Raw genomic sequence first — 15,821 nt, 5'->3', positions numbered from 1 at the left:
AATGACAAAAGCAGTGATGTTAGAGAAAGCGCCGCAAAAGCCCTCGGTAATATCGGCGACAAGAGAGCCGCTGAACCACTGATTAATGCTCTTCTAAATGATCCTGAAGGTAATGTACGGTATCAGGTCGTAGAAGTATTCAGCGAAATAAAAGATAAAAATGCAGTTGACCCATTAGTTAAAGTTTTGTTAAACGACAGAGATGAAGATCTCAGGAGTTCCGCCGCCGAAGTTTTGGGTGATATCGAGGATGACAAAGCTGCAGAACCTCTTGTTAAAGCTTTAAACGACGGTAACGAGGAAGTCAGGGAAAACTCTGCTGATGCTATACTTGAAATTGGTGAATCCGCTACAGGTCCACTGGTAAATGAACTTGATAACAGAAACAAAAATGTTGTGAATACCGTCTCTGACCTGCTTGTTGAAATCGGCGATCCGTCTGTTGATCCACTTATACAGACACTAAGCAATAGTAATAGTGATAATGCCAAAATTAAAGCAGCCGATATACTTGGCAAAATCAGAAATAAAAGCAGCATAAAACCTTTGATCAAGAAGTTAAATGACGATAACAGCAGGGATGTTAAACTTAGTGTTGCGGATGCTTTGATAAACATCGGAAAACCTGCAGTTGATCCGCTCATCAAAACATTGAACAACAACGATGATAAAGAACTGGAAAAATACATACAACTGGCACTTGTACAGATAGGGGATGAAAAAGCTATAGAGCCACTTACCCGGTCTTTAAACAATGAAAAAACTTACACCACTAACACTGAATCTCTCCAGAATGAACAACTGGACGGAGAGATACAGCCGCTTAAAAAATCCTATAAACAGGAAAACAAAAATTCAATATCCAATATTGCAAACGCTCTTGATGACATAAATGACAAACAGACAAATTCACTGGCATGGTCATTAAAATATAACAACAACCCTACAAGAAGCTGTGCATCAGCAGCAGGTGTAGATATTAACAGCAAAAATGCACAGGAAAAGCTTATAAAGGCTCTTAAAGACGAAAAAGGTTATGTTAGGATTAGTGCCATCATGGCTCTGGCAGAAATCGGGGACGTTAAAACAGTTAAGCCTATTGCAGAAGTGATGTTTAAAGACAACCCTGAAATAAGAGCAACTGCTGCGTATGCTCTCGGTGAAATCGGCGATAGTGATGCAAAAGATTATCTTATAAGGGCTATGCTTCATGATGAATATGAAAATGTAAGGAGCAATGCTGCAATTGCACTAGGGAAAATCGAAGATAATGAAACTGCACATTACCTTACAAGAGTACTGACTGATGGTGAAGAAAAAGACCAGGTAAGAAGTAGCGCAGCTCTGGCACTGGGCAAAATAAAAAAATCCAGTGCAGTTCCACCATTACTAAAGACCGTAAACCATGAAAACAAGGAAATACGGCTCTACTCTGCTCTCGCACTGGGAGAGATTAGTGATGAAAGAGCGGTTAAATCCCTTATTATACTTCTGCAAAATGAAAATAACAGAGATGTCAAAAATGGAGCTATTTATGCCCTTGGTGAAATCGGAAATGAAAAAGCAGTAGAGCCATTGATTGAATGTCTAGATGATGCAAACAGCAAAATCAGAAAAAACACTGTGATAGCACTTGGAAAAATCAATACTGATAAAACTGTGTCCCCACTGATTCAGAGATTGAATGATAATGATCCCGAAATTAGAAAATATGCTGCAATAATACTTGGAAATATAGGAGATAAAAAAGCAGTCCATCCACTTATAAATACTCTGGATGACAGTAATAAGGATGTTAGAAAGGCTGCTACAAATGCACTTGCCAAAATAGGTAAACCTGCAGTCCAGCCACTTATCAACTCACTGGATTTCAGAAATCCTGATGTTAAAGAACATGCAACCAATGCGTTGATAAAAATAGGTAAACCCTGTGTACAACCTCTTATTAAGGCATTAGACAACGATGAAATCAAAAAACCTGCTACTATTGTCCTTGTAGAGATAGGGGACAAAAAAGCAATTGAGCCATTAATAGATGCCTATAATATGGAAAAGTAAACGACATTTAAAGGTCGTTGTTTACTTTTTATTCAAAAGTTATATCCACACTTCCTACATTTTCTGCCAGTCTTTTTGAAAGTAAACCCGCCTCTATCCTGCATACATGAAGTACACCACACGGGACAAGACAAATGGATGTACAGTCAGCATCTTTTGCCTTTTCCATGACACAGTTATCTTTGATATCAAACAATTCCATCATGGGTACTTCCATATGAGAAAAATTTTTTATTTTTTCACAGGGTGTATCAATATCAATGATAACTTTGTCTCCTTCCATTTGACCTTTTATTTTATGTGTGAATCCACATAATCTTGAATTTACAGTTACTTCTGTCATTTTTATCCCACCAATCAATTATAACTGGAATCCATTACGTTGGCATCATTTTGAGAATGGCAATGGACATCTTTTTCCTTAAAATTCATGTTTTTATTTTCCAGATTTTGTGATATTGTATTTTTTACAATATCTGTTAATTCATCTTCTGATATACCTGTAACGGCTGCCAAGAATTTTAATCTGGGCAAGGAAATGTTTTCGTTTTCTAAAATCGACTTTTCTACCTGTGGGTCTTCATTAGAAGATGTTACACTCGACTTTATTCTTTTGTTTAAAAATTCCATAGAAGTTTTTATATGACCTATAAAATCAGGACTTCTGTTAAGTACTCTATATCGTATACCATTGACAATTTCATTAACAATTCTTTCTGATGATTCAGATGTTAACTGTTTTGAAAACACTGTAAACTCACCTGAAAACATCGAAACCTGTGACATATCGATAGAATTCTTGTACTCGAATTCAGCCGGACTATGTTTATTACTATTTTCATCGAGAAGGTTTATAAGGTTCTGGAAATATTCATCCTTATGCTTGGCTGAAAAATGAAGGATTTTTGCTTCCGGATTTTTATCTTTTAAGAATTTCCTTGTATTTTCTAGATTTTCAGCATCAGCGATGTCATTTTTATTAATACCCAGGATATCGGCTTCTTCAATCTGGGTTAATATGAATTTGGGAATTTGGTCTACTTCTGCTTTAAACCTGCTACCATCAACAAGGGTTACAATTGGTGCAAAAGAAAGATTTTTAATGTCCATATTCTCAAGGTCCTGCTTTATCTGATTTGGAAATGCAAGACCTGTCGGTTCTATAATTACAGTATCAGGATTTAATTCCTCGTTTAAGTTTTCAAGTGTATATTCCATATTAATTTTAAGTGTACAGCAGATGCACCCATTGGTTATTTCCTTTGTTACTATCCCCGAATTTGTAATTGTATCTCCATCAATTCCGATTTCTCCAATTTCGTTAACTATTATGGCGACCTTTTGACTATTATCTGTTAAATGTTTACCAAGGTTTAGGAGAGTGGTTGTTTTTCCACTCCCCAAAAATCCACCAACTATTATTATTCTCATACATTCACCTGATGATTATTTGATAAATAATTGAATAAAACAGTTCTGGGCTAATAAAAAATCATGCTTGTTCGATTTCAAAAGGTGACTCATGGGTACTTAATACTTTGACGTTTTTAAATTGTATTGCTTTCTTTGGACATCCATTTACACAGCGCTTACAGCTTACGCCCAGACATCTTTGACTGTCATGTACCTGATATACATCCCCTTTATAACTGACTATTTTTAGCGCTTTTTCTGGACACTTATCTTCACATATATAACAAAAACTGCAGTTTTTAATTGGTCTTTCGATAACTATCCCCAGATTCCTTAATACCTGAACACTCTCTTTACCTAAGTCGTTGATATCTTTTGTCACCTGTTTTTCAATTCTGGGGTTTTCAGCAAGTTTTGGAAGTCCTTGTATATTAAAGCTTTTCAGCATCTGGTCATACATTTCCAGAGGCATACCCTGGGTCCAGTACGAAAATTCACACGAATATATCAACTTAAACATTTCGCTCTTTGCCATCATCAGATGGTCGGTTTCTATTTTATGTGCAAATTCTACAACCTCATCAAGCTTTGATTCGTTCAGAATCAGTTCTTTTGCTAGTGAAATCGATGTATTACCAAATTGTACTATATTTTTTGCCGAACCGGGACAAATACCCAGCCTCCTTGCTTTGTCTGCATCTACATAAGTACCTGATGCACCGGTCATATACATGTTTTCAAGGTCTTTAAAGTTCAATCCTGCTTCCATTAACATTGTAAGGTGCGAAGCTCTGATAGCTCCAACCGCCTTTCCTGCTTCCCTGACATCATCCTCAGTTATTTCGATTCCACCACCAAGGATCAATCTGCCGTCAGGCAACTTAGGCATTGTTTTTATCAAACCTGTTTCAAGAGCTACAGACAACAAAGAAATCATGCCTGTACCTGTTATACCAATTGCTCTGGTTTCCGATTGTTCTATTACTTCACCAGCAACAGGGTCTACAAGGTCACCTTTTCTTTCTAACATACTGTCATCAAGAACAGTGAGCCTCCAGTAGTTACCTTCAGGGTTTACATCAGTTATCGCTCCCGGGCCTGCAAGCATTCCACAGTTTATACCCTGACCTTCTATTGCAGGACCTGCAGCCGCACTACCTGTTATAATTCTGTCACCCACTTTAAGTGCCATTTCTGCATTTGTACCGTAATCGGTCACCATAGAGGGTTCTTTCTGATTCATAAAATCGGTTTCTATCATCATTGCAAGTGCATCCGCTCCGACTTCATGTTGTATGGATGGTGGAATAATGATTGTACAGTTTGGTAAATTAAGATTCTTGAAAACCTCATTTGCAGGAACAACTTTTGCATCACGTTTTACATTTTCAACCCCAAGTTTTTTTTGCATGGATTCTCCTGCATAAGCAAGGTCTCTTATTTCTGTGTTCTGGATAAGTGAGAGCTGAATAGGATTACCGCATACAGATAATTTTTTAATCTCTAAAAGGTCAATATTGAAATTATCTATTATTTCTTCAACTGTATCTTGGATTATCTCGGTTGCAACATCTTCACCAAGCTGGATTGCAAAATCGAGCTGGTCTATAACGTTACCTCCGGGGAGAGGGTGCCTCATTGTAAGTACAGTTTTTATTGTTTCTTCTGTATCAAGGTCTATAAGCTGTGCCCTGATACCACTTGTCCCCAAATCCATTGCAATTCCATACATTATGAACCCTCCTTTATAACAGAAATTTCGTTTGATTAGTTCTACTCTTATATACGCTTGAAAATTATATAACATAACTTCAAGTAATATATCAAAGTCTTTAATATTAAAAAAAAGCCTGATGATATCAAAGGTATTGATGATATCAATACCAAAATTTGAATAACAATGGTTAGAGGTAGATTGAATCAACAATATGGAATCTACTAACTGGATACTTTTTAAGTGATAATTTTAATAATTAACAATTTAAAATTGGGTAAAAATAAAGTAAAATACAGTAGCCACCACAAACATGACGTATAGATACATTACAAATGTATCTGAATCAAAATCTGATTTTTTCAACTTATAACCCCACTCCAAACTCCAATATTCTATTGTAGAGATTAATTAAAATATTATCTTTTTGGAACTATTTCATCTATCTTTAAGATATTAGTAGCTGTTTCTGTTGCAGAAATTATAGCCAGTTTTTTAATAGTAACTGAATCATATAACGGTGGACTGTTATTAACAACCTGACCTGAGACATCGATTCTTGAATCAATACCCTTATTGTAATAATACTTCATATCTGCAATAGAATCTATTGGATTCATGCCCATATTGAATGCAAGTATTCTGGGTATCTGTTCCAGTGCTTTTGCATATTCCACCACTGCAAGCTGTTCTTTACCTTCAATTGTTGATGCATATAGTTTAAGCATTTGCGAAAGTCCAAATTCTATACCCCCTCCTCCAGCAACAACTAATCCGTTTTTGAGAATAAACGCAGCATTATTCAGTGCATCATCTGCTGCTTCCTCCACTTTTTCAAGATTATATTTAACAGGTTCCCAGATAATAATAGTTGTTATCATTTTACTGTTTGCTGTTACATATACCAGATGTTCACCGTTTTCCTTTTTAACCTCAATTTTATCAGCATATCCGATTGATTTTGTTAAATCATCTTTTATAGAAGATATTCCAGCTTCTGTTGCTCTGGAAAGTTTTTCAATATCTTTCATCTTCATCTTCTTGAACATCAATATATTATTTTTAGCAAGTAAAAAATCTATATATGGGTCAACCTCACCCTCACAAAAAACCAAATCAGCACCTGTTTCAAGGATTTTATCAGCATAATTTTTCAAAATATTCTTGCGACATTCTTCAAACTGGTAAGCCGTTCCAAATGAATCTATGTTTATATTATGTTGCGGATTTAGATATTCACTATCCACTTTAAGGTCATGATTTAATATTAAAACGTTGGGAGATTCTATATAATCAGGCATTTCAAATCTTGCAGGTTTCTCGTCCAGTATAACTCCATTTAAAGAAACAATTCCAGAAGCACCTGTCTTTTTAATTATTCTTACGTTATCGTTTAAATCCAAATCTGTATTTTCTGACATAGCATTTAACCGTTTGATGGAATCAATCATGATTTTTGCAAGTCTTTCAGCCTGATGGGTTTCTATACCTTTACTTGAGGCTGCAGCAAAAACCGCAGAATAAGTATCTTTCTGTGATTTGACTGATTTACTTTCAAATTGAAGGATTTCGTAAGATTTGTTAAGTGCTTTCTGATAACCATCTATTATAATAGTTGGATGGATACCTCTATTTATGAGTGGAATAGCCCTGTTAACCAGTGTAGCCGACAGAAGAACCGCTGTTTTGGTACCATCTCCACAGGTTTTATCCATAGAACCTGCAAGGTCTTTTAAGGATGTTACCACAGGGTGCAATATGTCGGTCTCCTCAAGTATGGTTTTCCCATCACTGGTTAGATACATATCGTTGACTGGATTAAGTATAATTTTATTGAGACCTCTGGGTCCAAATGATGAACTCAACAAATCTATTATCTTACTGCATACAATATCCAGATGATTTATAAATTCCTGGCCTCCCACTACATTTTCAATCCCCACCTTTTCCCGTGCCTGCTCTACAAATCCTTCTAAACTGTCTGAACCAATATTTGAATCAGTTTGGCACCTGTGTACCAGTTTTGATACTGTATTTTCCATCATAATTTTCACCTTTCACTTTATTAATAGGTTTACCGACACCAATACCCACCAGTTTTGTTTCTATCGGAGACCCCATACCTTTGCCGATTTCATTTTCATCAAGATTGAACTGGATACTGTCTTCATCCAGATCATAGCTTTTCATATACCCAAAAACAATCCTTTTAGTAAGGTCAAGGGCATAATCCTTAGCTTTTTCATAGCTTTCAAAAATTTCTCTACCAGATTCAGAAAATACCACATATTTACTACTTCCCAGTTTATAGGGTTTTATAGACGTCTCTGTCCTATAGATAACATTCCCCATAAGTGCACCTACCGCGTTTCCTACCTCTGAATACTCGGGAGCTATAAACTCTGCTTCCAGAAAAGTGTTCAAATCATTCAAGTAGGCTTTAACAGGTGCACCTATCAACACAATAGGCAAGTTCATTTTCATATTAAGATATGAGGATTTGTTCAATAATTTGCCTATATCGGATTTTTCGACATCATCTGCAAAAAAGGATACAAGGTTTAGTGAAATTGTCCTTATAACCTCCTCTTTTATATAGGAACTGAATGAACCTGGATTCATATTGATATGGTTTGAAAGTAATTCAGCACCGATTTTAGAGGATTTTGAATTCCATCTGGTGTAATCATTAAGAAAATGGAGTGCATCAGTCGGAGTGAAACCTACTTGGCTGATATATTTGTTCTGTTCCAGTAACCTCAATGTATTCGAAAACATCAAAGGATGATCTTGTGACCTATTTGCTATATCAGAAATTGATAAAGGTTCATCGGATTCTGTTATTATATCAAGTATTTTTTCCTCATAGCTTCCCAGCTCATGGGTGGTTTTTACTGAACCATTGTTCATGAAAAACGTGGTTGGCTGTATAACATCATCCATGATTCGTTTAGATATCTTTTTTTTATTAGTTTCCAGCTTGTCCACTATCTGGGGATATTCAGATGCCGCCTGACACAAAGGAACAACCCGCTTTGGACCAATAAATGCCTTTTTCTGAATCCATACATGGCTATCTCCACCCATTGCGGATGTATCCATATTTATGGCTTTAACCATCGTCTTCCAGCCACCCACCAAAGCCCCTGTTTCACTTATCTCTGGTATCCCATCTGACATGAATGAAACATCAGTACTCGTACCCCCAACATCAATGGTTGCACATGTATCAAGATTTGTGAGATGTGAAGCTCCTACTAAACTTGCAGCCGGACCAGAAAAAATCGTTTCAACCGGTTTCTTCAAAGCTTCTTCTATTTTTATAAGAGAACCATCACATTTCATCATCATTAATGTTGCAGTGATGTTTTTTTCGTCCATAACAGAATGTATCGATTTTATAAACTGATTGGTTTCAGGGATTAACTGGGCGTTTAGCAAAGCCGTTACAGACCTTTCATATGCTCCAAGATCCTGGGACAGTTCATGTCCACAAACAACAGGAAGGTCTGTGAGATTTTGAATCAATTTTTTTACACGCAGTTCATGATCTGGATTTCTTACTCCAAAATATGAAGATATTGCAAATGAGGATACTTTTGATTTGTTGGCAAGGATAAATTCTTTAAGTGTATCAAGATCATTTAGTGGTTCGATTTCATCTCCGTTTGCGTCATGTCCTCCACTAACAGATATTACTACATCTGTAGATAATTTTTTATGTATGGAATAACCAATAAGTATTAGACCTGCCTGTCTGCCTTTTCTTTCAAGAATGGAATTTGTTGCAAGTGTAGTGGATACTGATACAAACTTTACATCTTCCAAATACTTACTGTTTAAACCATTTAATGCATTTTTAATACCGGTTATCAGTTCAGGATACGTAGTCAGAGATTTGTTTGTATCCATTACAGTACCAGTTGATATATCCATGATTATAGTGTCTGTATAAGTCCCCCCCGTGTCAACGCCCAATCCAAAATTCATTTTTACACCTCTTTATTTGCCCAATCCATAAAAAATTAGAACAATGGAGGAAAATATCACCCCATTGTCTTTTTCTGAAGTTCTGGACCTTTTTCTTTAACAAGGTCTATCATCTCTTTGACACCTGTCAGTGGACCACCCGGTGGTATCTCACAACCTGTGGACACTACATACTTTGACTGCAAACCATTTTCTTTCAATGTGTTAATTGCCCCAGTCAGTACATTATCAGTGTCACTTTTTATCTTGTCAATCGTCTCAGAAGAATTATCCATGAACTGTATGGGATCCACTTCACCCATCATACAACATTCATGACCATATTTTGGTATAAGATCTGAATAGTTCTTTGAACCCTGTTCTCTTTCATTGGGATAGTATGCATAACTGAAGAGGTCTGTTCCGAATTTACTAATCTGGGTGTCATAATGGACTGAATCAGCGCAGCTGTGAATCATGTACGGCTGGTCATATTTTTTAAACAATGGTACATGTTTGTCCACAATGAATTTACCATCGAATTTCCAGTAGTCATCTTCAGACATTATTTTGTTGTTAGACCAGAGATTATCAATACATAATGCATCACATGCATCCTCTTCAAAGAATTTCTCTGTGACCGAGTTGACATAATCAGCACATTTATCTACTGCATCACGTACGACCTCGGGATTTGTTTTCATATCCATCATTACTCTGTCTGCACCCATTAACTGGGTAAGGGTCAAAAGTGGACCTTCATGGAAACCCACAACCGGTTTTCCGAGTTCATGCAGTTTCTCTTTTGCAAGTTTAGTTGCCTGCACAAGTTCGTAGGCACGTGTTCCTTCTTTTACTTCTGGAACCTCTATTTCCTCATAATCTTCAATATGTCCTTTAGAGGATGGTGTATCTTCTTCAGGATATGTTATTTCACAACCAAGGTCACCAGCTGTAATCGATAGGTCTATCAGACCTACAAACATATCATAATCCAGATATTTGGCACCTGCATAGGCAGACTGTGCAAACATTTCAGGGTCGATGGCGTACTGTTTGTATGTTGCTGGTACAAACTTTCTTGTTACACCACATGCCAGTGGATAAACTGGGAGACGGTCTACCTTTTTATCTGCAAGTGAACTGGTAACTCTTTCTATAGATGTCATCTCCTCTTTTCCTTTCGTACCCACACTTTCAACTTCATCTATTATTTCTTTGGCAGTTTCCCTTCCTATATCCACTTCTTCAGAAACCGTCTTCTTTGCAAGTTCTTCTCTGTATTTTACCTTGCTTGTGCTGATTTTCTCTTCACTCCATCTGCGCTCAGCAGGTTCGAGTTCTTTCACAGCATCTTTTAACCAGTCTGCTGCTGAATCTGCATCAGGTAATGTAGCATCTGCACCTATCTCATTAGCATAATCTTCAGATACAGGTGCACCCCCTACCATGACAATTACAGAATCTCTCAATCCCTCTTCTTTGAGCTTATCAATAACGGTTTCCATACCACCCATAGTGGTAGTCATCAAAGCACTCATTGATATGGCATCAGCTTTATACTCTTTAGCCTTTTCGACAAAATCATCAAGTTGAACATCGTTTCCCAAATCAATTGCATTGAATCCGGATGCAGTCAGCATGGTTTTTACAAGGTTTTTACCGATGTCATGGACATCCCCCTGAACTGTTCCGATTACAACTATGGCTTGTTTTGATGCTTCATCGGTTTTTATATAGGGTGTAAGTACTTTCATCCCTGAATACATGGCGTTTGAAGCTACCAGAAGATGCGGTACAAATACTTCTCCATTCTCATATTTGTCACTCATGATGGACATACCCTTTGCCAGTCCATCGACAATTGCTTCATAGGGATCCACCATACCCCCATTTTCAATCACTTTTGTTGCCAGTTCTTTAGCAGAATCCTGGTCACCCTGAATAACTGCATTGGTTAATCCGTTTAAAATATCTTCTTTTGATTTGTTTTCTGTCATCTTCCTGCCTCACTAAATTATTATTCACTATAAGGCGCTAAGCGCCATAGTATTTACATTAATTAATTAAGAGGACAGAATATATAACATAACTTAAAGTAATATATTAAGCAAATCAATATTATTAAAGTTGAAAACAAAGTTAAAGGCTCAAATATTATCAAACACGTTAATGTCATTAATGTACAATTAATATTTACAACAGGATTAAAAACCGTTATTGATAACAAATAAAAACAGATACAAGATAAATATTACAATGTTACTTTTCTGCTTTGTTTTTGTAATACTCAAACAATTCCTTTGCCCATTGTAATGCACATGAGTCAAAACTAATCAGCTTCTTGTGGTCAAATACACCTTCTTCATTAAAAAGTGAAAGCAACATCAGGTCATCGGTTATAACTAAAGTAGCTGGTTTTATTATATTGTCATCACATATGTACAAACATCCGTTGTCAGAACCAGATATAATATGATATTCTTCTGAAAATTCATCTTTTAGTCGCTCGAAAACTGATTTTGTGAGGATGAGTTCAAAACTGACACCCCTTTTAACCAGACCTGTGAATGTAGTTGGTAATTCTGGGCAGAAAAACGAATAAAATGTCATAACATGCTGTGTTGATTTTAAACTTTCTACAAGTTCATTTGGAGGCTCAAATAAATGGCTTAAGTCTGGCTCTATCAATTTGCTATGACCTATTTCTTCAAATCTATCAAGAAGGTTTGAGGGGATTGCTCTTAAGTCCCGGGTTTCCCAGTAATGTTTATTTTCACCATAGACATTTAATGTATCCAATAATGGCTTCATTTTTTTTACTATAACATTACCCATGGTAGTCAATTCATAGAAATCGGCATTATGAGTTACCAATCCCTGATCCATAAGTATTTTCATTTGTGTCATTATTGCACTGGTATTGGTTGCAAGTTCATCTTTGATATCATCTATATTCTTATGTCCATCTAATAAATACATCAAAATATTTTTTCTTTTATCAGACAGAAACAATGTACCCAATAATGCTGCTTTCATTTTATTCACTCGCCAGTTATTGAACCAAATCTTTACCCTTTAAGGGGATAACTATAGTTACAGTGGTCCCTATTCCCTCTTTACTATCTACCGAAATTTGACCCCCATGTGCATTTACAATTTTTTTACATACATAAAGGCTTGATCCTGCTTTTTCCAAACCATGAGTTAATGTTTCTTCAGAATGACTAAACCCCTGAAAAAGTGTAGGAACCAAATCTTTCGGGATTCCTTCTCCATTATCAGCTACTTTTATATATAAGTCATTTTCAGCTTCAAAAGCACTTATATCTATATTTCCGCCCTTTGGAGTATATTTTACAGAATTGTCTATTAGATAGGTAAACATGTCCGTTAATTTATTTTTATCACCATAAATCTCCGGAAAATTTTCTGGTATATCAATATTTAAGTTTATATCTTTTTCATCAATTGATAGTGCTAAATTAAGATAAGCACTGTTAATAGGCTCTTTGATATTTAGTAAAGAAAAGGTATAATCAAGTTTACCAGATTCTTCCATGCTCATATACAAAAGAGAACCTATTAAACTGTTTATCTGTTCTGAACTACGTACAAGTGTATTGATTGCAATGTCCCTTTGTTCATTGATTGTTTCCAATGTTTCTCTATCCAACAATTCTTTATAACCGGTTGATGTTGGTTTTCCGTTTAAAATTTCATTTTTCATCTTTTCAAGTGATTTGAGTTCCGAATTGATATTAGCAATTTCATTCGAATATTTTTTCAAGGCTTCTTCAAATTGTTTTCTCTGAATCAGTTTCCACATTCCTTGCATCAGCAATGTTAACTGGCGAATATCAGATTCATCATATTCTTGCTCTTTATTACCCACTCCTGCAACCAAAACAATATGTTCCCCATCAAAAATCGGGACATTCATGTGCCTTTTCAATCCTACATGTCCCTCAGGATAACCCTTTTTAAGGGAGCTTGGTTCTGTATAGTTATTGGTAATAATTGGTTTTCGCTGTCTTACAGCCTCACCCCACAGCCCGGTTGTTTTTACAGGATAAACAAACGGTTTGTTTTCTACTTTACATTCCTTCATTGCACCTTCTGACCACGAGTGCATTATAAGTATTGATTCGTCGTAGTTTAGGAAAGCAAGGTAACCAAGTTTACTATTAGTTAACCTTACTGCTTCTTCACGGGCAAAATCCGTAATTTCCTGCAGTGATGCTCCTGTCATATAATTCAATTTTAAAAGTGTTTCAAGGCGTGACTCCTCAAGCTGTAAAGTTTCCTCTGCTTTTTTACGTTCAGTTATGTCGATAATTATACCCTGAAGATATTTTACAGCGCCCTTCTGGTTATGTATAATCAATGATTTCTCGGTCACCCAGCGTGTTTCTCCTGTTTTGGTAAGAATCCTGTAATCAGAGGTGAAATAGGAATTTTTGTTTTGTTTTTCATACACTGAAAAATCCGATTTTAATTTATCAACATCATCCGGGTGGACGATGTCCACATATGTTAGCTGTCCTGATAAAAACTCTTCCGGCTTATATCCAAATTGTGTGATGTTTTCAGATACATATTCCACAGGCCAACCATTTATAGCTTTCCACAAAAACGCTATTACAGGGCTGGTTTCGTAGATTTTTTCTATTTTATGTTTTGCTTCCAGTGTATCACAGATTGATATGTCGCTGATTTTTCTCTTTGTTGATGTTGCCTCTTCAACCGTACCAAGTATACCCTCATAATTTCCTGTTTCATCAAAAATTGGAACTAATACTCCATTATGATAATTTATATTCCCGGTAGGAGTCAAAAAAGCAAGGGCATTATAAGTCACAGGTTCGCAGGATATTTTTGTGTGTAAATACAACTCTTCAAGGTGAGAATCGCCAACAAGTCTCTGTTCAGCAATATAATCCATAAGACTTGTTCCAAGTATCTCCTCTCTTGGAACACCAAAGATTGATTCCATGGTTTTGTTAAAAAAAACTACATTGTCAGAACTATCTACAACCCATACTCCCAACCAGATGCTGTCAAGTATTTTTTCATAAAAGGTATTATTCAATCTGGAGATTGTATTGTTATTTGTTTTTTCCTCAAGAAACTTCCATACACCATCTTTTTTCAGTAATGTTCTATCATGGCAGGATATCAAATCAAGTGTATTGTTTTGTGAACATTTAGTAAGATCGTAGCTACACAACGACACCATATTTCTGTTTTTTATTATTTCATCCAATAGACTTTCATAATTGAGATAATAGGATGGATAATTCTCAAAAATAAGGGTCAGATTTTCTATCATCCACAAGCCATTGAACCCATTATCTATAGCATTGAGATATTTTTGTTTCCAGAAATTTAAAACGCCTGTAATATCAGAAAAACCGAGCTGGTTTTCATGTGTTATTTCAAATTTATCGGATTCAATATAAAAATCTACATCAAACCCGGTATTTTTTAGTGCTTTCTTTGCCTTTTCAACAGTAACAAAATCATAATCGGAAATAACCCAGATACAATAATGGTTGTTTTCAACTCCGGAATTAAAGAAAGATGGTAATAACTCCATCAATTCATCAAGGTTGTTATAAAATAGGTTCCCATGTGAACCCAGTGGGAAATCAGATGCAAACTGGATATTTATAAGTGAGTTATCAGAATGAATAAAAAAACCCCTATACTTTTATTACAATCTATAATTATACCTTGATATATTTACTTCTTTCCACCAATATATAAAAGTTTATTACTTACAATCAATGGAAAGGAAAATAATTAAAAACATCTGGAAAAGGATATTATGACATTGTTATCAGAAAACGAATTAAATAAAATGATGAGCCGGACTCCACCACTCATGGAAAATTTACCGGACCAAAACACCCAGATACAGCCAAACGGAATAGAAATGACTCTTAAAGAAATAAGAACAATTAAAGGTACTGGTTCTGTTGATTTTGACAATAAACAACGGGTCATTCCAGAAGGAGAAACACTGGAATTTGATAGTGAAGGATGGATTAACCTTCCAAATGGTATCTATAAAGTTATTTTTAATGAAATCGTCAATATGCCAAAAAATATAGCAGCAATTGCAAAACCAAGGTCAAGTCTGATAAGGTGTGGTGTAAGCCTGGAAACTGCATTGTGGGACGCCGGATACAGAGGAAGAAGTGAGTCCATGCTCGTTGTCCACAACTTTTCAGGATTTAGATTAAAGAAAAATGCCAGAATTATGCAGATGTTGTTCTATACACTGGACACAGAGGTCATTGAAGGATACACAGGTCAGTATCAGAACGAAAATGTTTGAAACATAATACAAACAAAATCCATATAACATCCTGAAGTTAAAAATCAGAAGACCTATATTTTTTTAGGGTTCGTTGGTTGTGACAAATATAGAAGAAGTTTGCTACCCAGCCCGTGATAACCCCCCAATTATACAGGCTGGATAGTCAGAACTACATTAAATCACATCTCCCCGATGGCTGAACCCCACTCAACCATTAAACACGCTCGTCCACTACTTTAAACAGGTGTAGAGTTTTTCCCTCATTCTCTACATCTACTGTCTATCCTTTACTATAGGACTATAAATATTTATAACAAATGATGACAATATTTTTCTTGCGTT

At 35.9% G+C, this 15,821-nt stretch carries 10 protein-coding genes; 2 read left to right on the top strand and 8 right to left on the bottom strand.

Going from position 1 to position 15,821, the window contains the following annotated elements; translation table 11 throughout:
• On the top strand, positions 1 to 2,058 hold a 2,058-nt coding region (locus tag QZ276_RS04355; protein WP_292485634.1), incomplete at its 5' end, for a HEAT repeat domain-containing protein.
• 28 nt (positions 2,059 to 2,086) lie between these two features.
• On the opposite strand, the gene QZ276_RS04350 is transcribed toward QZ276_RS04355, so the two are convergent.
• The 8 genes from QZ276_RS04350 to QZ276_RS04315 all read right to left on the bottom strand — a co-directional run bounded on the left by QZ276_RS04350 (position 2,087) and on the right by QZ276_RS04315 (position 14,798).
• The gene (locus tag QZ276_RS04350; protein WP_292485632.1) at positions 2,087 to 2,401 is read right to left on the bottom strand and encodes a hypothetical protein; all 315 of its coding nucleotides are present in this window, start codon (positions 2,399 to 2,401) and stop codon (positions 2,087 to 2,089) included.
• 14 nt (positions 2,402 to 2,415) lie between these two features.
• Positions 2,416 to 3,489 carry a GTP-binding protein gene (locus QZ276_RS04345; protein ID WP_292485630.1) on the bottom strand — a complete coding sequence of 358 codons (1,074 nt, stop codon included), beginning with the start codon at positions 3,487 to 3,489 and terminating at the stop codon, positions 2,416 to 2,418.
• 61 nt (positions 3,490 to 3,550) lie between these two features.
• Entirely contained in the window at positions 3,551 to 5,203 is a 1,653-nt protein-coding gene (locus QZ276_RS04340) for a methylamine methyltransferase corrinoid protein reductive activase (RefSeq protein WP_292485628.1), read from the bottom strand.
• A gap of 401 nt (positions 5,204 to 5,604) precedes the next feature.
• The gene (locus tag QZ276_RS04335; protein WP_292485627.1) at positions 5,605 to 7,230 is read right to left on the bottom strand and encodes a TCP-1/cpn60 chaperonin family protein; all 1,626 of its coding nucleotides are present in this window, start codon (positions 7,228 to 7,230) and stop codon (positions 5,605 to 5,607) included.
• Entirely contained in the window at positions 7,184 to 9,175 is a 1,992-nt protein-coding gene (locus tag QZ276_RS04330; RefSeq protein WP_292485625.1) for a hydantoinase/oxoprolinase family protein, read from the bottom strand. Before QZ276_RS04330 ends, QZ276_RS04335 begins: the two co-directional genes overlap by 47 nt.
• Before the next feature lie 56 nt (positions 9,176 to 9,231).
• Positions 9,232 to 11,154, bottom strand: coding sequence for a uroporphyrinogen decarboxylase family protein (locus QZ276_RS04325; protein ID WP_292485623.1), 1,923 nt, complete (start codon positions 11,152 to 11,154; stop codon positions 9,232 to 9,234).
• A 262-nt stretch (positions 11,155 to 11,416) separates the two neighbouring features.
• A complete protein-coding gene (locus tag QZ276_RS04320; RefSeq protein ID WP_292485621.1) occupies positions 11,417 to 12,193 on the bottom strand; it encodes a winged helix-turn-helix domain-containing protein in 777 nt (258 codons plus the stop codon).
• 16 nt (positions 12,194 to 12,209) lie between these two features.
• Entirely contained in the window at positions 12,210 to 14,798 is a 2,589-nt protein-coding gene (locus tag QZ276_RS04315) for an MEDS domain-containing protein (RefSeq protein ID WP_292485636.1), read from the bottom strand.
• A 186-nt stretch (positions 14,799 to 14,984) separates the two neighbouring features.
• Here QZ276_RS04315 and QZ276_RS04310 point away from each other — a divergent pair, with 186 nt between their 5' ends.
• Complete coding sequence (locus QZ276_RS04310; RefSeq protein WP_292485619.1) at positions 14,985 to 15,497, top strand: deoxyuridine 5'-triphosphate nucleotidohydrolase; 513 nt, start codon at positions 14,985 to 14,987, stop codon at positions 15,495 to 15,497.
• Positions 15,498 to 15,821: the final 324 nt, after the last annotated feature.

The organism is Methanohalobium sp., assembly GCF_018609725.1.
Classification (GTDB): Archaea; Halobacteriota; Methanosarcinia; order Methanosarcinales; family Methanosarcinaceae; genus Methanohalobium.
This window is presented reverse-complemented; position numbering and strand designations above follow the sequence as displayed.

Coding starts and splice junctions, on each gene's coding strand:
- QZ276_RS04325 (WP_292485623.1), bottom strand. CDS start 11,154: ATGACAGAAAACAAATCAAAAGAAGATATTTTAAACGGATTAACCAAT.
- QZ276_RS04310 (WP_292485619.1), top strand. CDS start 14,985: ATGACATTGTTATCAGAAAACGAATTAAATAAAATGATGAGCCGGACT.
- QZ276_RS04350 (WP_292485632.1), bottom strand. CDS start 2,401: ATGACAGAAGTAACTGTAAATTCAAGATTATGTGGATTCACACATAAA.
- QZ276_RS04320 (WP_292485621.1), bottom strand. CDS start 12,193: ATGAAAGCAGCATTATTGGGTACATTGTTTCTGTCTGATAAAAGAAAA.
- QZ276_RS04345 (WP_292485630.1), bottom strand. CDS start 3,489: ATGAGAATAATAATAGTTGGTGGATTTTTGGGGAGTGGAAAAACAACC.
- QZ276_RS04340 (WP_292485628.1), bottom strand. CDS start 5,203: ATGTATGGAATTGCAATGGATTTGGGGACAAGTGGTATCAGGGCACAG.
- QZ276_RS04330 (WP_292485625.1), bottom strand. CDS start 9,175: ATGAATTTTGGATTGGGCGTTGACACGGGGGGGACTTATACAGACACT.
- QZ276_RS04335 (WP_292485627.1), bottom strand. CDS start 7,230: ATGATGGAAAATACAGTATCAAAACTGGTACACAGGTGCCAAACTGAT.